General features: G+C 61.7%; 20 protein-coding genes. 14 read left to right on the top strand and 6 right to left on the bottom strand.

Annotated features, from left to right (window positions below; all coding sequences use genetic code 11):
- Nucleotides 1-32: 32 nt before the first annotated feature.
- The 3 genes from LJX93_RS27320 to phhA form a co-directional block, all read right to left on the bottom strand.
- A complete protein-coding gene (locus LJX93_RS27320; protein WP_077068497.1) occupies nucleotides 33-161 on the bottom strand; it encodes a hypothetical protein in 129 nt (42 codons plus the stop codon).
- 232 nt (nucleotides 162-393) lie between these two features.
- Complete coding sequence (locus LJX93_RS19355) at nucleotides 394-750, bottom strand: 4a-hydroxytetrahydrobiopterin dehydratase (protein WP_033699581.1); 357 nt, start codon at nucleotides 748-750, stop codon at nucleotides 394-396.
- 37 nt (nucleotides 751-787) lie between these two features.
- Nucleotides 788-1,576: a phenylalanine 4-monooxygenase gene (phhA, locus tag LJX93_RS19350; RefSeq protein ID WP_033699579.1), complete on the bottom strand. Its 789-nt coding sequence runs from the start codon at nucleotides 1,574-1,576 to the stop codon at nucleotides 788-790.
- A 251-nt stretch (nucleotides 1,577-1,827) separates the two neighbouring features.
- On the opposite strand from phhA, the gene LJX93_RS19345 reads away from it, so the two are divergent.
- Nucleotides 1,828-3,387, top strand: a complete 1,560-nt coding sequence (locus tag LJX93_RS19345; RefSeq protein WP_033699577.1) for a sigma-54-dependent phenylalanine hydroxylase transcriptional regulator PhhR — start codon at nucleotides 1,828-1,830, stop codon at nucleotides 3,385-3,387.
- Between the two features lie 80 nt (nucleotides 3,388-3,467).
- Here the strand turns inward: LJX93_RS19345 and LJX93_RS19340 are convergent, their stop codons facing one another.
- Nucleotides 3,468-3,722 carry a DUF2790 domain-containing protein gene (locus LJX93_RS19340; protein ID WP_033699576.1) on the bottom strand — a complete coding sequence of 85 codons (255 nt, stop codon included), beginning with the start codon at nucleotides 3,720-3,722 and terminating at the stop codon, nucleotides 3,468-3,470.
- A 116-nt stretch (nucleotides 3,723-3,838) separates the two neighbouring features.
- On the bottom strand, nucleotides 3,839-4,096 hold the full coding sequence (locus tag LJX93_RS19335; RefSeq protein WP_143500693.1) for a hypothetical protein: 258 nt from the start codon (nucleotides 4,094-4,096) through the stop codon (nucleotides 3,839-3,841).
- A gap of 32 nt (nucleotides 4,097-4,128) precedes the next feature.
- Here LJX93_RS19335 and acs point away from each other — a divergent pair, with 32 nt between their 5' ends.
- From acs to astE, 13 genes are all read left to right on the top strand, one after another.
- The gene (gene acs, locus LJX93_RS19330) at nucleotides 4,129-6,090 is read left to right on the top strand and encodes an acetate--CoA ligase (protein ID WP_033699574.1); all 1,962 of its coding nucleotides are present in this window, start codon (nucleotides 4,129-4,131) and stop codon (nucleotides 6,088-6,090) included.
- A 499-nt stretch (nucleotides 6,091-6,589) separates the two neighbouring features.
- Entirely contained in the window at nucleotides 6,590-7,375 is a 786-nt protein-coding gene (locus LJX93_RS19325) for an ABC transporter substrate-binding protein (protein WP_033699573.1), read from the top strand.
- An 88-nt stretch (nucleotides 7,376-7,463) separates the two neighbouring features.
- Nucleotides 7,464-8,153 carry an ABC transporter permease gene (locus LJX93_RS19320; protein ID WP_033699572.1) on the top strand — a complete coding sequence of 230 codons (690 nt, stop codon included), beginning with the start codon at nucleotides 7,464-7,466 and terminating at the stop codon, nucleotides 8,151-8,153.
- Nucleotides 8,150-8,848 carry an ABC transporter permease gene (locus tag LJX93_RS19315; protein ID WP_033699570.1) on the top strand — a complete coding sequence of 233 codons (699 nt, stop codon included), beginning with the start codon at nucleotides 8,150-8,152 and terminating at the stop codon, nucleotides 8,846-8,848. The genes LJX93_RS19320 and LJX93_RS19315 overlap by 4 nt, the downstream gene beginning before the upstream one ends.
- A 22-nt stretch (nucleotides 8,849-8,870) precedes the next feature.
- A complete protein-coding gene (locus tag LJX93_RS19310) occupies nucleotides 8,871-9,635 on the top strand; it encodes an ABC transporter ATP-binding protein (protein ID WP_033699569.1) in 765 nt (254 codons plus the stop codon).
- A 102-nt stretch (nucleotides 9,636-9,737) separates the two neighbouring features.
- Nucleotides 9,738-10,718 (top strand): transcriptional regulator ArgR, encoded by a 981-nt coding sequence (argR, locus tag LJX93_RS19305; protein WP_033699568.1) that lies wholly within the window; start codon nucleotides 9,738-9,740, stop codon nucleotides 10,716-10,718.
- A gap of 264 nt (nucleotides 10,719-10,982) precedes the next feature.
- Nucleotides 10,983-12,203 (top strand): acetylornithine transaminase, encoded by a 1,221-nt coding sequence (locus LJX93_RS19300; protein WP_033699566.1) that lies wholly within the window; start codon nucleotides 10,983-10,985, stop codon nucleotides 12,201-12,203.
- Nucleotides 12,204-12,345: 142 nt separating this feature from the next.
- Nucleotides 12,346-13,365, top strand: coding sequence for an arginine/ornithine succinyltransferase subunit alpha (gene aruF / locus LJX93_RS19295; protein ID WP_047583454.1), 1,020 nt, complete (start codon nucleotides 12,346-12,348; stop codon nucleotides 13,363-13,365).
- Between the two features lie 86 nt (nucleotides 13,366-13,451).
- Nucleotides 13,452-14,480: an arginine N-succinyltransferase gene (astA, locus tag LJX93_RS19290; protein WP_033699564.1), complete on the top strand. Its 1,029-nt coding sequence runs from the start codon at nucleotides 13,452-13,454 to the stop codon at nucleotides 14,478-14,480.
- Nucleotides 14,481-15,944 (top strand): succinylglutamate-semialdehyde dehydrogenase, encoded by a 1,464-nt coding sequence (gene astD / locus LJX93_RS19285; RefSeq protein WP_227696295.1) that lies wholly within the window; start codon nucleotides 14,481-14,483, stop codon nucleotides 15,942-15,944. It abuts the gene before it with no gap.
- A 23-nt stretch (nucleotides 15,945-15,967) separates the two neighbouring features.
- Nucleotides 15,968-17,317 (top strand): N-succinylarginine dihydrolase, encoded by a 1,350-nt coding sequence (astB, locus tag LJX93_RS19280; protein ID WP_033699562.1) that lies wholly within the window; start codon nucleotides 15,968-15,970, stop codon nucleotides 17,315-17,317.
- A gap of 14 nt (nucleotides 17,318-17,331) precedes the next feature.
- Entirely contained in the window at nucleotides 17,332-17,622 is a 291-nt protein-coding gene (locus LJX93_RS19275; RefSeq protein WP_033699561.1) for a topoisomerase II, read from the top strand.
- Nucleotides 17,623-17,632: 10 nt separating this feature from the next.
- Nucleotides 17,633-18,640 (top strand): succinylglutamate desuccinylase, encoded by a 1,008-nt coding sequence (gene astE, locus LJX93_RS19270; protein ID WP_227696294.1) that lies wholly within the window; start codon nucleotides 17,633-17,635, stop codon nucleotides 18,638-18,640.
- A gap of 5 nt (nucleotides 18,641-18,645) precedes the next feature.
- Here astE and LJX93_RS19265 read toward each other — a convergent pair whose 3' ends face one another.
- Nucleotides 18,646-19,482 (bottom strand): hypothetical protein, encoded by an 837-nt coding sequence (locus LJX93_RS19265; protein WP_227696293.1) that lies wholly within the window; start codon nucleotides 19,480-19,482, stop codon nucleotides 18,646-18,648.
- Between the last annotated feature and the right edge of the window lie 235 nt (nucleotides 19,483-19,717).

The following is a 19,717-nucleotide window of genomic DNA, read 5'->3' as shown; positions in this document are numbered from 1 at the left end:
TCAGCCGTTTTCACACAGTTGTGATGCGCGGTTTATTCCTGATCAGCGCTGGATTGATCGTCACCATCCTGGTCGACGGCAGGCGTCGGCTCGGCGTGGACGGAAACGGTTTGCTCTTCTGGGTTCAGGCTTGGGAAGGGAAGATTCGGGATTTCATGCATCTCGTCGTTCCTCGCAAGTGTGAGTGAAAAGGCTGCGCCAGGCGCGTTTAGGGCTTCGGAAAGCTGGGGCAGGATACAGCAGTCTGGATGACAGTTTGAACTTTTTCCCGTTCGCTTGTCGGGTTTACGGGCGAATAACGGACATTTGTCCTACAAAAAAAACGGGGCCGCTGTGCCCCCCCTTCGCGCCGGAACGCCGTATAGGGGGGCACAGCGGCCCCGTCTTCAGGTGTTACTTGCGGCCTTCAGCCGACTCGGCAACCTTGTCGGTACGCGCGCACATGATGAAGTCGTTGCGGTGCAGGCCCTTGATCGAGTGGCTCCACCAGGTCACGGTGACTTTGCCCCACTCGGTCAGCAGGCCAGGGTGATGGCCTTCGGCTTCAGCGATTGCACCCACGGCGTTGGTAAAGTCCAGGGCATGCTTGAAGTTCTTGAACTTGAACACGCGCTCCAGCTCCATGTGGCCGTCGCGCACTTCGATGTTCCAGTCCGGGATTTCGCGAATCAGCTCCGCCAGTTCCTCGTCGCTGACTTTCGGTGCATCGGCGCGGCAGGCTTCGCAATGGGCTTGGTTCAAGGCATTCATGATTACTTTTCCGGTTCGAGTTGTTATCAGGGTGGCTTCAGGCAGCAACCTTGGGTGGAAACTTGGGGGCGTGCAGGCCCAGCTGCATGGCCTGCTGAACCATGCCCATGATGTCTTCATGGGCCAGGTCGAACAGCCGCTTGAGGTTGGGCAAGACGAAATACAGCGGCTGCAGGATGTCGATGCGGTACGGCGTGCGCATCGCCTCTATCGGGTCGAACGCCTGGTGTTCCGGTTCATTCGACAGGCTGTAGACCGTTTCTTTCGGCGAGGAAAGGATGCCGCCGCCATAGATCTTCTGACCTTGCGGGGTCTCCATCAGGCCGAACTCGATAGTCATCCAGTACAGGCGTGCCAGGTACACGCGCTGCTCTTTGCTCGCGGCCAGGCCGAGTTTGCCATAGGTGTGGGTGAACTCGGCGAACCAGGGGTTGGTCAGCAGCGGGCAGTGGCCGAAGATCTCGTGGAAGATGTCCGGTTCCTGCAGGTAGTCCAGTTCTTGCGGGGTGCGGATGAACGTGGCAACCGGGAAGCGCTTGCTGGCCAGCAATTCGAAGAAGGTCTGGAAGGGGATCAGTGCCGGTACGCGGGCGACCTGCCAGCCAGTGGTGGCGCCCAGCACCTTGTTGACCTCGCCCAGTTGCGGGATGCGGTCGTGGGGCAGCTTGAGCTGGTCGATGCCGTCCAGGTATTCCTGGCACGCACGGCCTTCGATGACTTTCAGCTGACGGGTGATCAGCGTATTCCACACCGCATGCTCTTGCTGCGGGTAGTCGATAAAACCATGCGCATCGGGCTCGCGTGCCACGTATTGCGTCTGTTTCATGTGGCTCTCCTGGTGAGGGCTTTTCTTGTTATGTGCTTACCCTAGGAATATCCCCTCATCCGGCAATTTGCACCGGGGCGCGTGCTTCTGTCAGGTGATGGGTTGGCGGCTATTCGTAACGAAAATTTTACAAAACGACGCGAGTGACGGAAAATCCGGGGCATAGGGCTGATGGTTTACCTGTTTTTGTCAGCTTATCTTTACGAATTTTCCGCGCCCAGGTGAAAAACATCGGCGCTTAGAGAGCTCTCATGCGTATCAAAGTGCATTGCCAGAACCGCATCGGCATCCTTCGCGACATCCTCAACCTGTTGGTGGAGTACGGCATCAACGTGCTGCGCGGCGAGGTGGGGGGGGATCATGGCAATGCCATCTACCTGCACTGCCCGAACCTGATCAACCTGCAGTTCCAGGCCCTGCGGCCGAAATTCGAGGCCATTGCCGGAGTGTTCGGCGTCAAGCGCGTGGGGCTGATGCCCAGTGAGCGTCGGCACATGGAACTGAATGCGTTACTGGGCGCGTTGGACTTCCCCGTGCTGTCGATCGACATGGGCGGCAGCATCGTTGCCGCCAACCGCACGGCGGCGCAGTTGCTCGGGGTGCGGGTCGATGAGGTGCCGGGCATGCCGCTGGCGCGTTATGTCGAAGACTTCGACCTGCCCGAACTGGTGCGGGCCAACAAGTCGCGCATCAATGGTTTGCGGGTCAAGGTCAAGGGCGACGTGTTTCTCGCCGATATCGCGCCGTTGCAATCCGAGCATGACGACAGCGAGGCGCTGGCCGGCGCGGTGCTGACTTTGCACCGCGCCGACCGTATCGGTGAGCGCATCTATAACGTGCGCAAGCAGGAGTTGCGCGGCTTTGACAGTATCTTCCAGAGCTCGCGGGTGATGGCGGCGGTGGTGCGTGAGGCGCGGCGCATGGCGCCCCTGGATGCACCCTTGCTGATCGAAGGCGAGACGGGCACCGGTAAAGAGCTGCTGGCGCGCGCCTGCCACTTGGCCAGCCCGCGTGGGCAGTCGCCGCTGATGGCGCTCAATTGCGCGGGGTTGCCCGAGTCGATGGCCGAGACCGAGCTGTTCGGCTACGGCCCGGGTGCCTTCGAAGGGGCGCGGGCCGAAGGCAAGCTGGGGCTGCTGGAGTTGACGGCTGGCGGTACGCTGTTTCTCGATGGGGTCGGGGAGATGAGCCCGCGGCTGCAGGTAAAGCTGCTGCGTTTTCTGCAGGACGGTTGCTTTCGCCGGGTAGGCAGTGATGAAGAGGTGTACCTGGATGTGCGGGTCATTTGCGCGACCCAGGTGGACTTGTCCGAGTTGTGCGCACGCGGCGAGTTCCGCCAGGACCTGTATCACCGCCTCAATGTGTTGTCTTTGCACATCCCGCCCTTGCGTGAGTGCATGGATGGGCTGGAAGGGCTGGTGCAGCACTTTCTCGATCAGGCCAGCCGACAAATTGGCTGTGCGTTGCCACGCCTACTGCCGGCAGCGATGGATAAACTCAGCCAGTACCACTGGCCCGGTAATGTACGGCAACTGGAAAACGTATTGTTCCAGGCGGTTTCGTTATGTGAAGGCGGCGTGGTTAAAAGCGAGCATATTCGTTTGCCGGATTATGGCGTGCGTCAACCGCTGGGGGAGTTTTCCCTGGAAGGGGACCTTTCGCAGATTGTCGGGCGCTTTGAAAAGGCCGTACTGGAAAGTTTGATGGGGGAATTTACAAGTAGCCGCGCATTGGGCAAACGATTGGGTGTTTCGCACACGACCATTGCCAACAAGTTGCGCGATTATTCGCTGGGCAAGACGCCAGAATAATAGTCGTCGATGTAAGTTTGAATGGCGTGTGGCAGCGGATTTGCCCGCGAAGGGCCCCAGCGGGGCCCTGATCTCAAGGGTTAGCCGTTAGAGCAGCCATTCCCCATCACGCGGTATTCAAGAATGTGCGTCTGGCCCTTGGAGTCCTCGTAGGTCATGCGGGCGGGCACGACTTCACAGACGTTGGGCACTTCGCTCATGGAGATGACGCGGGCAATGTCCAGGTGCTGCGAATAACTGTACTGTTCAACCGGAATCTGCTCGGCATCGTTTGCTTCGCCGGCCATTGCCGCGCCGCAAAGACTGCCAAGTACCAATACCAGTAAAGCTTTCATTTTCTATTTACCTGTCTAAGGTCGTGAGGGGGTGCGCGGCGTGTGTAACGCCGCACGTGCTGCGGGTTTTAACTATCGAAGTAGAGGGGGATTAACGCTTGCCTTCGTGGGGGCTGTTACCAGAAGTTAATCGCCTTGCCGTTGTTGGCGAGATGAATTTTAGGGGGGCGGCTTGCGCTGAAACAGTAGGCCTTTTGATAAAGTGTTTTGACAGAATCTGTAACAATCACCCCAAAAGCACCCTGCTTTTTTCGGGCCAGGGCTACGAGCCGCGAGCTAGAGCGCTCTGCTCGTACGTCAGTACCAAATTCGGCCGCTTTACTACCAACGTCGAATGGCTTTTGTCGCTCTGGTACAGTTACAAACGGTTCCATACAAAAACAACTATTACACCGAGGTAACACAGATGAGTGCGGCTCCACTGTATCCCGTTCGTCCCGAGGTTGCGGCCACTACCCTGACCGACGAGGCCACCTACAAGGCCATGTACCAGCAATCGGTGATCAACCCGGACGGCTTCTGGCGCGAGCAGGCCCAGCGTCTGGACTGGATCAAGCCGTTTACTAAGGTCAAGCAGACCTCGTTCGATGACCACCATGTCGATATCAAGTGGTTTGCCGATGGCACTCTGAACGTTTCCTCCAACTGCCTGGACCGTCACCTTGAAGAGCGTGGCGACCAGTTGGCGATCATCTGGGAGGGCGACGACCCTTCCGAGCACCGCAACATCACCTACCGCGAGCTCCACGAGCAGGTCTGCAAGTTTGCCAACGCCTTGCGTGGCCAGGACGTGCACCGCGGCGACGTGGTGACCATCTACATGCCGATGATCCCCGAGGCCGTGGTCGCCATGCTGGCCTGTGCCCGCATCGGTGCAATCCACTCGGTGGTATTCGGCGGCTTCTCCCCCGAGGCGCTGGCCGGCCGAATCATCGACTGCAAGTCCAAGGTGGTGATCACCGCCGACGAAGGTTTGCGCGGCGGCCGTCGTACCCCGCTCAAGGGCAACGTCGACCTGGCCCTGACCAACCCTGAAACCAACAGTGTGCAGAAGATCATCGTGTGCAAGCGCACCGGTGGCGAGATTGCCTGGCACCAGCACCGCGACATCTGGTACGAAGACCTGATGAAAGTGGCTTCCAGCCACTGCGCGCCGAAAGAAATGGGTGCCGAGGAAGCGCTGTTCATCCTTTATACCTCCGGCTCCACCGGCAAGCCCAAGGGCGTGCTGCACACCACGGGGGGTTACCTGGTGTATGCCGCGCTGACCCATGAGCGGGTGTTCGACTACCGCCCGGGTGAGGTCTACTGGTGCACCGCAGACGTGGGCTGGGTCACCGGCCACAGCTACATCGTCTACGGCCCGCTGGCCAACGGCGCAACCACCTTGCTGTTCGAGGGTGTGCCGAACTACCCGGACATCACCCGGGTGTCGAAAATCATCGACAAGCACAAGGTCAACATCCTCTACACCGCGCCTACCGCGATTCGCGCCATGATGGCCGAAGGGCAGGCGGCCGTTGACGGCGCCGATGGTTCCAGCCTGCGCCTGCTGGGTTCGGTCGGCGAGCCGATCAACCCCGAGGCATGGAACTGGTACTACAAGGCGGTCGGCAAAGAGCGTTGCCCGATCGTCGATACCTGGTGGCAGACCGAAACTGGCGGCATCCTGATCAGCCCGTTGCCAGGCGCCACCGGCCTCAAGCCGGGTTCGGCAACCCGTCCGTTCTTCGGTGTGGTGCCGGCGCTGGTGGACAACCTGGGCAACCTCATTGATGGCGCCGCCGAAGGCAACCTGGTGATCCTCGATTCCTGGCCGGGCCAGTCGCGTTCGCTGTATGGCGATCACGACCGTTTCGTCGACACCTACTTCAAGACCTTCCGTGGCATGTACTTCACCGGTGACGGCGCGCGCCGCGACGAGGATGGTTACTACTGGATCACCGGCCGTGTGGATGACGTGCTCAACGTGTCCGGCCACCGCATGGGCACTGCCGAAATCGAAAGTGCCATGGTTGCCCACGCCAAGGTTGCCGAGGCGGCCGTGGTGGGTGTGCCGCACGACATCAAGGGGCAGGGCATCTATGTCTATGTCACCCTCAATGCCGGCGTGGAGCCCAGCGAGCAACTGCGCCTGGAGCTGAAAAACTGGGTGCGCAAGGAGATCGGGCCGATTGCTTCGCCGGACGTGATCCAGTGGGCGCCTGGGCTGCCGAAGACCCGCTCGGGCAAGATCATGCGGCGTATCCTGCGCAAGATCGCCACGGCGGAGTACGGCTCATTGGGGGATATCTCGACCCTGGCCGACCCGGGTGTGGTGCAGCATCTGATCGACACGCACAAAGCGATGAACCTGGCTTCGGCGTGATGCGCAGGGGGTTGTAGCACGCCCCCCCTCAGGCCCTGATAAAAACCCCGCTCGGGCAACCGGCGGGGTTTTTGCTTTACTGTTACCCGACATTCATCGGTAACTCTTCTGTCACCTTGGGTGATCGCAAACGGGGCGCGAGGAAACAGTTCGGCCCACTTTCGGTGCATTTTTGCAGGCATTTTTGCCTGGGTGGTACGCTGCACTTGCCGTGACACAAGGCTTTGCCAATAATAGGCCCAGTATTTGCTAGTTCAATGGGTTCTAATTCTTGCGCTCTTGCATATCTTGCAATGGCTGTCAACATCGCCCGCAGCGGTTTCAAGCGCTTCTGTAAGTAGTTGTCGCTTTGAAGAAATATCGACTACCGGGCTGTCGTTAAAATGCCACTCACTCGCTCGTGGTCTCCGACCGACCCTGCGCGGCTCGCGTTGTACCCATTCGCATATCGGGCAGCCGTTACCTGCCTTGTATTGCCCCGTACCGATGGAGTTACCTGATGAAGAAGCTCGCACTGCTTGGCGCCCTGGCGCTGTCCGTGTTTTCCCTTGTGTCGCAGGCCGATGAAAAACCATTGAAAATCGGTATCGAAGCCGCCTACCCACCCTTTGCCTTCAAGCAGCCCGACGGCAGCATTGCCGGTTTCGACTACGACATCGGCAATGCCCTGTGTGAAGAGATGAAAGCCAAGTGCACCTGGGTCGAGCAAGAGTTCGACGGCCTGATCCCGGCACTGAAGGTGCGCAAGATCGACGCGATTCTGTCGTCCATGTCGATTACCGAAGACCGCAAGAAGTCGGTCGACTTCACCAACCGCTACTACCTGACCCCAGCACGCCTGGTGATGAAGGAAGGCACCACGGTCAGCGACAGCCTGGGCGAACTGCAGGGCAAGAAGATCGGCGTGCAGCGCGGCTCGATCCATGACCGCTTCGCCAAGGAAGTGCTGGGCGCCAAAGGTGCCACCGTGGTTCCTTACGGCACCCAGAACGAAATCTACCTGGATGTGGCTGCCGGCCGCCTCGATGGCACGGTGGCTGACGCCACCCTGCTGGAAGACGGCTTCCTGAAAACTGACGCAGGCAAAGGCTTCGCCTTCGTTGGCCCAGCGTTCACCGACGCCAAGTACTTCGGCGACGGCATCGGCATTGCCGTGCGCAAGGGTGACAAGGCCAACGTCGACCGCATCAACGCGGCCATCGACGCCATCCGTGCCAATGGCAAGTACAAAGAAATCGAGAAGAAGTACTTCAACTTCGACATCTACGGTCCAGACTCGAACTAAGACGTCGGGTTTCACCTGTGCAATGGTGCAAACAGCAGAGGCTCTGAGGTTTGCACCATTTTTCATTCTTTAGGTCGAGGACCTCATCATGTTGAAAGGCTACGGGGCAGTCATCCTCGACGGGGCGTGGCTGACGCTGCAGCTCGCCCTGTCGTCGATGGCCCTGGCCATCGTGCTCGGCCTGATTGGCGTGGCGCTGCGCTTGTCGCCGGTGCGCTGGCTGGCCTGGTTGGGCGATATGTATGCCACGGTGATCCGTGGTATTCCGGATTTGGTACTGATCCTGCTGATCTTCTACGGCGGGCAGGACATCATCAACCGGGTAGCGCCGCTGTTTGGCTACGAAGACTACATCGACCTGAACCCGCTGGCTGCGGGCATCGGCACCTTGGGCTTCATCTTTGGCGCGTACCTGTCGGAAACCTTCCGTGGCGCCTTCCTCGGCATCCCCAAGGGCCAGGCCGAAGCCGGCGTGGCCTATGGCATGAGCAACCTTCAGGTGTTCTTCCGCATCCAGGTGCCACAGATGATCCGCCTGGCCATTCCGGGCTTCACCAACAACTGGCTGGTGCTGACCAAGGCCACGGCGCTGATCTCGGTGGTCGGCCTGCAGGACATGATGTTCAAAGCCAAGCAGGCGGCTGACGCCACCCGCGAACCCTTCACCTTCTTTCTGGCGGTGGCGGCCATGTACCTGGTACTGACCAGTGTCTCGCTGCTGGCCTTGAAGTATCTTGAAAAACGCTACTCGGTGGGCGTCAAGGTGGTTGAACTATGATCTTCGACTACAACGTGGTGTGGGAGGCCATGCCGCTGTACCTCGGCGGGCTGCTGACCACCCTCAAGCTGCTGGCGCTGTCGCTGTTCTTCGGCCTGCTCGCAGCGGTTCCGCTGGGCTTGATGCGGGTGTCCAAGCAGCCGCTGGTTAACCTCAGTGCCTGGCTGTACACCTATGTGATTCGCGGCACGCCGATGCTGGTGCAGCTGTTTCTGATCTACTACGGCCTGGCCCAGTTCGAAGCGGTGCGCGCGAGTATCTTCTGGCCGATGCTGTCCAGTGCCACCTTCTGCGCCTGCCTGGCCTTTGCCGTCAACACCAGTGCCTACACCGCAGAGATCATCGCCGGCAGCCTCAAGGCCACGCCCCATGGCGAGATCGAGGCAGCCAAGGCCATGGGCATGTCGCGCCTCAAGATGTACCGGCGCATCCTGCTGCCGTCGGCCTTGCGCCGGGCGCTGCCGCAGTACAGCAACGAAGTGATCATGATGCTGCAGACCACCAGCCTTGCCTCGATCGTTACCCTGATCGACATCACTGGCGCAGCGCGCACGGTCAATGCCCAGTACTACCTGCCTTTCGAGGCCTACATCACGGCGGGCGTGTTCTACCTGTGCCTGACCTTCATCCTGGTGCGCCTGTTCAAGATGGCCGAACGCCGCTGGCTCGGCTACCTGGCGCCGCGCAAGCACTGACCGCTCTGTGAGAATCGACAGCATGTACAAACTCGAAGTCCAAGACCTGCACAAGCGCTACGGCAGCCATGAAGTGCTCAAGGGCGTGTCCCTGGCGGCCAAGGCTGGCGATGTGATCAGCATCATCGGCTCCAGCGGTTCGGGCAAGTCGACCTTCCTGCGCTGCATCAACCTGCTCGAGCAGCCCCACGCCGGCAAGATCCTGCTCAACAACGAAGCGTTGAAGCTGGTCGCCGGCAAGGATGGCGCACTCAAGGCGGCCGACCCGCGTCAGTTGCAGCGCATGCGCTCGCGCCTGTCGATGGTGTTTCAGCATTTCAACCTGTGGTCGCACATGACTGCGCTGGAAAACGTCATCGAGGCCCCCGTGCACGTGCTCGGGATGAACAAGAAAGAGGCCCTGGAAAAGGCCGAGCACTACCTGGCCAAGGTCGGTGTCGCCCACCGCAAGGATGCCTTCCCGGGGCACATGTCCGGTGGCGAGCAGCAGCGCGTGGCGATTGCCCGTGCCCTGGCCGTGGAGCCTGAGGTGATGCTGTTCGACGAACCGACCTCGGCGCTCGACCCCGAGCTGGTGGGTGATGTGCTCAAGGTCATGCAGGCACTGGCCCAGGAAGGCCGGACCATGGTGGTGGTGACCCACGAGATGGGCTTTGCCCGCGAGGTGTCGAACCAGTTGATATTCCTGCACAAGGGCCTGGTGGAAGAGACCGGTTGCCCGCGCGAGGTGCTGGCCAACCCGCAATCGGAGCGGCTCAAGCAGTTCCTCTCCGGCAGCCTCAAGTAAAGAACGCTGCATCTTTGCACCAGAATAGGGCATGCTGCGCAGCGAGCGCAGCCTGACCCTGCGCCACAGACTCGAACGACCCCAGGTTTCGGACCGCACCCTATGACCACCCAGCGAATCGGTTTTCTCATCTGGCCCAGCACCAAGCCCTTGACCCTGGCGCTGGCCGAGGAAGTGTTGCAGGTGGCCCAGCGGGTGCATCCGGATGTGGTCTACGAATTGGCCTTTCTTCAGGCGGAGCCTGCCGTTGAGGGTGCCTGGCGCCTGCCGGGCGAGCCGTGGAATGGCCGCCTGGAGGGCTGTCAGAAGCTCTTGTTGCTGGCCGACGAGCCACCGCAGGCCGTCGGCTCGGTGCTATCGACCGCGCTCAAGCAGCAGGCGCGAAGTGGTTGCGTGATCGGTGGCTTGTCTGCCGGTGTGTATCCGCTGGCCCAGCTTGGCCTGCTCGACGGTTATCGTGCGGCGGTGCACTGGCGCTGGCAGGACGATTTTGCCGAGCGCTTCCCCAAGGTCATCGCCACCAGCCACCTGTTCGACTGGGACCGTGACCGCCTGACCGCCTGTGGTGGCATGGCGGTGACTGATCTGTTGCTGGCCGTGCTGGCCCGTGATCATGGTGCGGAGCTGGCGGGGGCGGTGTCTGAAGAACTGGTGGTCGAGCGTATCCGCGAGGGGGGCGAGCGTCAGCGTATTCCGTTGCAGAACCGCCTGGGCTCCAGCCACCCCAAGCTGACCCAGGCCGTATTGCTGATGGAAGCCAATATCGAAGAACCGCTGACCACTGACGAGATCGCTCAGCATGTGTGCGTGTCGCGTCGGCAGCTGGAGCGCATCTTCAAGCAGTACCTGAACCGGGTACCCAGCCAGTATTACCTCGAGCTGCGGCTTAACAAAGCGCGGCAGATGCTGATGCAGACCAGCAAGTCGATCATCCAGATCGGCTTGTCGTGCGGGTTCTCCTCGGGGCCGCATTTTTCCAGTGCGTACCGCAATTTCTTTGGCGCGACGCCGCGTGAAGACCGCAACCAGCGGCGTAACAGCAGCCCGTTCGAGTTGAGTTCGGCGCCTGCCGAGAAGGGTTGACGCTTGTCTGACGGTGCAGGCCCCACGAATGGGTCGGTGCCGGCAGCATCCAATCCCGGTGTGAACACCCGTTCACCCAGCCACCCACTCCCGTTACACTGCGCGATTGCGACAGTGTTTGTCGCATTGCCGAAAGCCTGGGTAAAACAGGGTTTTGCGCTGTAACAAGTTGTCGCTTGGCCGCAAGGACAGGCGCCCATCAGTCCTTACAATCCCCCCATCGCTCGCCACTTCCAGGCCAGCGTTCCTCTTCAGGAGACTCAGATGTCCGTTGAGCAAGCCCCGGTGCAACGTGCCGATTTCGACCAGGTCATGGTCCCCAACTATTCGCCGGCGGCCTTCATTCCTGTGCGAGGCGAGGGTTCCCGAGTCTGGGACCAGTCGGGTCGCGAGCTGATCGACTTCGCTGGCGGTATCGCCGTCAACGCCCTGGGTCACTGCCATCCGGCACTGGTCAAGGCACTGACCGAGCAGGCCAACACCCTCTGGCACGTATCCAACGTATTCACCAACGAGCCTGCGCTGCGCCTGGCCCACAAACTGGTGGACGCGACCTTTGCCGACCGAGCCTTCTTCTGCAACTCCGGTGCCGAAGCCAACGAGGCCGCCTTCAAGCTGGCCCGTCGCGTTGCCCATGACCGTTTCGGCCCTGAAAAGCACGAAATCATCGCCACCGTGAACAGCTTCCACGGGCGCACCCTGTTCACCGTCAGCGTCGGCGGCCAGCCAAAGTACTCCGACGGCTTCGGGCCGAAGATCACCGGCATCAGCCATGTGCCGTACAACGACCTGGAAGCGCTCAAGGCACAGATTTCCGACAAGACCTGCGCCGTGGTGATCGAGCCGATCCAGGGCGAGAGCGGTGTGGTCCCGGCCGACAAGGCTTACCTGGAAGGCGCACGCAAGCTGTGCGATGAGCACAATGCACTGCTGATCTTCGACGAAGTGCAGACCGGCGTCGGCCGTACTGGTTCGCTGTACGCCTATCAGCACTACGGTGTGACCCCCGACATCCTGACCAGCGCCAAGAGCCTGGGCGGCGGTTTCCCGATCGGCGCCATGCTGACCACCACCGAGCTGGCCAAGCACCTGGCTGTCGGCACCCACGGCACCACCTATGGTGGCAACCCGCTGGGCTGCGCCGTTGCCTGCGCCGTGCTGGACGTGATCAACACCCCGCAAACACTGGCCGGCATCAAGGCCAAGCACGAGCGTTTCAAGGCCCGTCTGGATCAGATCGGGCAGAAGTACAGCCTGTTCACCCAGGTGCGTGGCGTTGGCCTGCTGATTGGCTGCGTGTTGACCGACGCCTGGAAGGGCAAGGCCAAGGACGTGCTCAACGCCGCCGAGAAAGAAGGGGTGATGGTGCTGCAAGCCGGCCCGGACGTGGTGCGTTTCGCGCCTAGCCTGGTGGTTGAAGACGCCGACATCGATGAAGGCCTGGACCGCTTCGAACGCGCCGTGGCCACACTGACCCAGGGCTGATAAGCCTGCGGTCCTGTCGTCGGCCCAGAAGGGGCCGGCGATACCTGAATTCCAGCGCGGGCGCGTGCTTGCAGTGTCAATCGCGCGCCCGCCGTTTTTTCGTGCCGCCATAAGCGGCCCGCTTTACCAAAGGAGTGACACCATGCTGGTGATGCGCCCCGCGCAAATGGCTGACCTGAACGAAGTGCAGCGCATGGCTGCCGACAGCCCCATTGGTGTCACCTCGCTGCCGGACGATTCTGCCCGTCTGGGCGACAAGATCGCCGCGTCGGAAACCTCCTTCGCCGCCGAGGTCAGCTTCAATGGCGAAGAAAGCTACTTCTTCGTGCTCGAAGACAGCGTCACCGGCAAGCTTGCCGGCTGTTCGGCCATCGTCGCCTCGGCCGGCTACTCCGAGCCGTTCTACAGTTTCCGTAACGAGACCTTCGTGCACGCCTCGCGCGAGCTGAAGATCCACAACAAGATCCATGTCCTGTCGCTGTGCCATGACTTGACCGGCAACAGCCTGCTGACCAGCTTCTACGTCTTGCCTGAACTGGTCGGCAGTGGCTGGGCCGAGCTCAACTCGCGTGGCCGCCTGCTGTTCATGGCCGCGCACCCGGAGCGCTTCGCCGACTCGGTGGTGACCGAGATCGTTGGCTACAGCGATGATCAGGGCGAATCGCCATTCTGGGATGCCATAGGGCGCAATTTCTTCGACCTCAACTACGCCGACGCCGAGCGCCTGTGCGGGTTGAAGAGCCGCACGTTCCTGGCCGAGCTGATGCCGCACTACCCGATCTATGTGCCGCTGCTGCCCGACGAAGCCCAGGAGGCCATGGGCCAGGTTCATCCGCGGGCGCAGATCACCTTCGACATCCTGATGCGTGAAGGTTTCGAGACCGAGCACTACATCGACATCTTCGACGGCGGGCCGACCTTGCATGCGCGGGCTTCGGGCATTCGCTCGATTGCCCAGAGCCGTGTGGTGCCGGTCAAGCTTGAAGATGCCCCGGTCAAGGGCGGGCGCCCGTACCTGGTGTGCAACGGCCAGTTGCAGGACTACCGTGCAGTGTTGCTGGAGCTCGACTGGGTGCCCGGCAAACCGGTCAGCCTGGGGCGCGATGCGGCCGACGCCCTGGGCATTGGTGAGGGTGGCAGTGTGCGTCTGGTTGCCGTCTGAGGCGCGAGCCTGCGCAGACAGCTCGTAACAGCAAGCTCGAAACGAAGCGTTTCGCGGTGGCAGAGGTCGCCGCTCAAGGAGATAGCATGATCGTTCGTCCCGTACGCAGCAGCGATTTACCCGCGCTGATCGAACTGGCTCGCAGCACCGGCACCACTGGGCTGACTACGCTGCCGGCCAACGAAGAACGCCTCGGGCATCGCGTGGGTTGGGCCGAGAAGAGCTTCCGTGGTGAAGCCGAACGTGGCGATACCGACTACCTGTTCGTGCTGGAGAATGACGAAGGCATGGTGGTGGGCATCAGCGCCATCGCCGGTGCCGTCGGCCTGCGTGAGCCCTGGTACAACTACCGGGTCGGCCTGACCGTCAGCGCCTCGCAGGAGCTGAACATCTACCGCGAGATCCCCACCCTGTTCCTGGCCAACGACCTGACCGGCAACTCCGAGCTGTGCTCGCTGTTCCTGCGTAGCGACTATCGCTCTGGCCTCAACGGCCGCTTGCTGTCACGCGCACGCATGCTGTTCATCGCCGAATTCCCGGAGCTGTTCGGCAAGAAGATTATCGCCGAGATGCGCGGCATGTCCGACGAGCAGGGGCGTTCGCCGTTCTGGGAAAGCCTGGGCCGGCACTTCTTCAAGATGGAGTTCAGCCAGGCCGACTACCTGACCGGGGTGGGCAACAAGTCGTTCATCGCCGAGCTGATGCCCAAGTTCCCGCTGTACACCTGCTTCCTGTCCGAGGCGGCGCGCAATGTGATCGGCCGTGTGCACACCGACACCGAGCCTGCGCTGGCCATGCTCAAGCAGGAAGGGTTCAGCTACCAAGGCTATGTCGACATCTTCGACGCCGGCCCTGCCATCGAATGCGAGACCGCGAAAATTCGCGCCGTGCGCGAAAGCCAGACCCTGGTGCTGGCGGTCGGTACCCCCGGCGATGACGCGACGCCTTACATCATCCACAACCGCAAACGCGACGACTGCCGCATCACGGCCGCGCCCGCACGCCTGGCGGCAGGCACCCTGGTGGTCGACCCGCTGACCGCCAAGCGCCTGCGCATGGGGGCTGGCGACAACGTGCGGGCCGTGCCGCTGTCGGCTAGCCGGGAGGCCCAGTAAATGACCACCCATTACATCGCCGGCAACTGGCAGGCCGGCCAGGGCGCCGCCCTGCAATCGCTCAACCCGGTGAGCCAGGCCGTAGTCTGGGAAGGGCAGGGTGCCGATGCCAGCCAGGTTGATGCCGCCGTGCGGGCTGCTCGCCAGACCTTTCCGGCCTGGGCACAGCTGAGCCTGGAAGCGCGTATCGACGTGCTGGAAAAATTCGCTGAACAGCTGAAGCAGCATGCCGAGGCGCTGGCGCATTGCATCGGTGAAGAAACCGGCAAGCCGCTATGGGAGTCGGCGACCGAAGTCACCAGCATGGTCAACAAGGTGGCGATTTCGGTGCAGAGCTACCGCGAGCGGACCGGCGAAAAAAGTGGCCCGCTGGCCGATGCCACCGCCGTGTTGCGGCACAAGCCACATGGTGTGGTGGCGGTGTTCGGGCCTTACAACTTCCCGGGCCACTTGCCCAATGGGCATATCGTGCCGGCACTGCTGGCGGGCAACAGCGTGGTGTTCAAGCCCAGCGAGCTGACGCCCAAGGTTGCCGAGCTGACCGTCAACTGCTGGATCGCTGCCGGCCTGCCCGCCGGTGTGCTCAACCTGGTGCAGGGCGCGCGCGAAACCGGTGTGGCGCTGGCGGCCAACCCGGGGATCGACGGGCTGTTCTTCACAGGCTCCAGTCGCACCGGCAACCTGCTGCACCAGCAGTTCGCCGGGCGCCCGGACAAAATTCTCGCGCTGGAGATGGGCGGTAACAACCCGCTGGTGGTGGACGAGGTCAAGGATCTCGACGCTGCGGTGTACACCATCATCCAGTCGGCATTCATTTCCGCTGGCCAGCGCTGCACCTGCGCGCGTCGCCTGCTGGTGCCGCAAGGGGCCTGGGGCGATACGCTGATCACGCGGCTGGTCGAGGTGTGCAGAAGCATCACGGTGGGCGCATTCGACCAGCAGCCAGCGCCGTTCATGGGCTCGGTGATTTCGCTGCAGGCGGCCCAGGCGCTGATTGCAGCCCAGGCCGACCTGGTGGGCAAGGGCGCTGTGAAGTTGCTGGAGATGACCCAGCCGCAGGCCGACGCCGCACTGCTGACGCCTGGCATCCTCGATGTCAGCGCCGTTGCCGGGCGCCCTGACGAAGAGTTCTTCGGCCCGTTGCTGCAGGTGATTCGCTACACCGACTTCGATGCCGCCATCGATGAGGCCAACAACACCCAGTACGGCCTGGCCGCCGGGTTGCTCTCCGACTCCCGCGCGCGCTACCAGTATTTCTGGCTGCGCAGCCGGGCGGGCATCGTCAACTGGAACAAGCAGCTGACCGGTGCCGCCAGCAGCGCGCCGTTCGGTGGCGTCGGCAACAGCGGCAACCACCGCGCCAGTGCCTACTACGCAGCCGATTACTGCGCTTACCCCGTGGCCTCGCTGGAGACCGCCAGCCTCGCCTTGCCGGCAACCCTGACGCCGGGCGTCACCCTATAACAAACGGTCTCGGAGCCTAGCCGATGAAATCCTACGAAGTGAATTTTGATGGCCTGGTGGGGCCAACCCACAACTATGGCGGCTTGTCCTACGGCAATGTAGCTTCGCAGAGCAACAGCCAGCAGTCGTCCAACCCGCGCGAAGCCGCGCGCCAGGGCCTGGCAAAAATGAAGGCCCTGGCCGACATGGGCTTCAAGCAGGGCGTGCTGGCCCCGCAGGAACGGCCAGACGTGGCCGCGTTGCGCCGGCTGGGCTTCTCAGGCAGCGATGCCGAGGTGATCCAGCGCGCAGCGAGGGAAGCCATGCCCTTGCTGGTCGCCAGTTGCTCGGCGTCGAGCATGTGGGTGGCCAATGCCGCCACGGTCAGCCCCAGTGCTGACACGGCCGATGGCCGCGTGCATTTCACGGCCGCCAACCTCAACTGCAAGTACCACCGCAGCATCGAGCACCCGACCACCAGCCGTGTGCTGGGTGCGATGTTCGCCGATGACAGGCACTTCGCTCACCACCCGGCGTTGCCGGCGGTGGCGCAGTTCGGCGACGAGGGTGCGGCCAACCACACACGCTTCTGCCGTCGCTACGGCGAAGCGGGCGTCGAATTCTTCGTCTACGGCCGCAGCGCGTTCGACAGCCGCTACCCCGCGCCGCAGAAGTACCCGGCGCGCCAGACCCTGGAAGCGTCCCAAGCCGTGGCCCGGCTGCATGGCCTGAGCGACGACGGCGTGGTCTACGCTCAACAGAACCCGGCGGTGATCGACCAGGGCGTGTTCCACAATGACGTGATTTCGGTGGGTAACGGCGAGGTGCTGTTCTACCACGAAGACGCCTTCCTCGAGACCGATGCGGTGCTTGGCCAGCTGCAAGCTAAACTGGCCAGTAAGGGTGGCAACTTCCAGGCCATCCGTGTGCCGCGTGCGGCAGTGGCGGTGGAGGATGCGGTGCGTTCCTACCTGTTCAACAGCCAGCTGCTCAGCCGCGATGACGGCTCCATGCTGTTGGTGGTGCCGGAAGAATGCCGGAGCAACGAGCGGGTCTGGGCTTATCTTGGCCAGTTGACCCAGCAGGGCGGCCCGGTAAGCGAGGTCAAGGTGTTCGACCTCAAGCAAAGCATGCAGAACGGCGGAGGCCCTGCTTGCCTGCGTCTTCGCGTAGCGTTGAAGGAATCGGAACTGGCGGCGGTCAATCCAGGCGTTATCATGACCGCGCCGCTGTACGACACGCTGCTGCAGTGGGTAGACAAGCATTACCGCGACCGCATGGGCGAAGCGGACCTTGCCGACCCGCAGTTGTTGGTCGAATGCCGTACGGCACTGGATGAGTTGACTCAGATTCTGCAATTGGGTTCGGTCTATCCGTTCCAACGCCAACCTTGAAGAGAGACTAAGTAATGACCGATGCCCTGCGCCTGATCCTCGAAGACGAAGACGGCACCCAGCTGGAAACTTCCTGCACCCGCTTTGCCGTTGTCTGGCAAGGCAAGGAAGTGTGGATTCAGCAGGACGGCCGCGGCCAGTTGCTGATTGGCGTGGACGTCGAGGAAGACGACACCGAGTACGCCAACCTGCTGCTGCGCCCGATGGCCACCAACCTGGTCAGCCTGCAGCTGGAGATGGAGCCGGCCGAAGTCGCTGACGGCGACGATCACGTCCATGGCCCCGACTGCGGCCACCAACACTAAGGAAGTGCCTATGCTCGCCCTCGGCAAATTGCTTGAGCTGACCTTGACCGATCACGAACCGGCCGAGAAGACCCAAGTTACACCCAAGGGCGTGCGTTTGCGCTGGCTGGGGGAGGGCGCACTCGAAGTGCGCCCGACCGAGGCTGAAGATTGCGGGCTCGACCTGCTGTTGTCGGCCGGCATCCATGGCAACGAAACAGCGCCGATCGAATTGCTCGAACGGCTGCTGCATGGCGTGGCCAATGGCAAGATCAAACCGTGCGCGCGGGTGTTGTTCCTGTTCGGTAACCCGGCGGCCATCCGCAAGGGCGAGCGCTTCATCGAGCAAGACATCAACCGCCTGTTCAATGGCCGTCACGAGCTTTCCAGTGGTTTCGAGGCGCTGCGCGCCGCGGAGCTTGAGCAGTTTGCCCGGGTGTTCTTCAGCAAGCCCGAGCGCTTGCGCTTGCATTACGACCTGCATACCGCCATCCGTGGTTCGAAGATCGAGCAGTTCGCCCTGTACCCGTACAAGGAGGGGCGCAAACATTCTCGTCGAGAGCTGGCGCGCCTGGCGGCAGCCGGCATGGAGGCGGTGCTGCTGCAGAGCAAGTCGTCCATCACCTTCAGTGCATTCACCTATGAGCAGCTCGATGCCGAGGCGTTTACCCTGGAGTTGGGCAGGGCGCGGCCGTTCGGGCAGAACGAAGAGGTCAATCTGGACAAGCTGGAAAAGCGCCTGATCCAGATCATCGAAGGCACCGAACCCGAGACGCAAGACTCGCTCGATGGCCTGAAACTGTTCAGTGTCGCCCGCGAGATCATCAAGCACAGCGAGGGCTTCCGCCTGCACTTGCCGGCGGATATCGAAAACTTCTCCGAGTTGAGCAAAGGTTACCTGTTGGCTGAAGACCTGGCCGAGATGCGCTGGGTAGTCGAAGAGGAGGGTGCGCGCATCATCTTCCCCAACCCCAAGGTCAGGAATGGCCTCAGGGCAGGGATTCTCATCGTGCCTGATGAAGGGCGTAGTCTGTCCTGAACCGGTCAGTCGGCTGACGTTGGGGCAGGGGCCAGCATGTCTGGTGCCAGTGCGTCATAGGCCTGCTGCAGGATTCTCGCCAACGTGGTCAGTCCGTCGAGGCCGCTGGCGTCATAGGGGTCGTAAAGCACAGCGGTGTAGCTGCCCGGCAGCAGATGTGAATACTTGGCAGGGATCACGCGTTGCAGGTCAAAGCCCGGGCCCTGTTGCGGCGGCCCGGCATGGCGCTGCATGAGCACGATATCAGGCACGCTGGCGTACTGTTGGCGCGCTGTATCCAGAAGCCGCTTGAGTTCGGGGTAGCCCGGCAGAAGGGCCAGCTGTTCGAAGACGCGTGCCAGGAACTGTGGGGTGCCGTAGAGGTACAGGTTTTCGATGGCGGTGATTTCAAAATGCCTGTCCGGGTCGGCGCTGGCGTCAATGCGCAGCGGGCACGTGACGCCATCGCCAATCGTTTCTGGCAGCGCTGTGCCCATGAACAGCAAATGAAGCCGCTGCTCAGGTGAGGCCTGCTGAATGATGAAAGACTCGCCTTCGACTTCCAGGGTGATATCGCTACCCTGGCTCAATTTCACATTGGCGGTACTCAACCAGACCAGAATCTCGTCCAGGTTACCGACGCTTTCCTCGTCATCGATGGCCTCGATGACCCTGCGCTGAAAATGTACCAAGGGCGCCTTGTAGAGATCGAACAGTTCGTAATTGAAATACACCCGAGAGACGCCGAGCCCTGAAGGCGACGGGTTGTCATAGCCGATTGCTTCATCCATTTCGCCGAAACCGGCGCCTTTGCTTCTGTCATTACCGTCCACGCGCTGCGCAGTTACTGCATGGGTAGTCATGTGCATGTGCTCTGGGAAAATGGCTGGCCAGACTAGGTATGAACGCAGGACACAGGGCGCTACACAAATAGCGCTGAGACATTCTTCAGTGTGCTATGCAGGGTGCTGCTTGCGGGTCGGCGCGGCCAACCCGCCGCCAGTGAGAGAGTCGGTTTGGATCCGATTTCAGATGAAAACCTTTTAATTCACCGTCTATTCCATTTTCCCTTCCCTTCGGCCGTAATGGGCTTGCCAG

Source organism: Pseudomonas sp. HN2-3, from assembly GCF_020691745.1.
GTDB lineage: Bacteria > Pseudomonadota > Gammaproteobacteria > Pseudomonadales > Pseudomonadaceae > Aquipseudomonas > Aquipseudomonas capeferrum.
The sequence above is the reverse complement of the archived record's forward strand: the minus strand, read 5'-3'. Positions and strand labels throughout refer to the sequence as shown.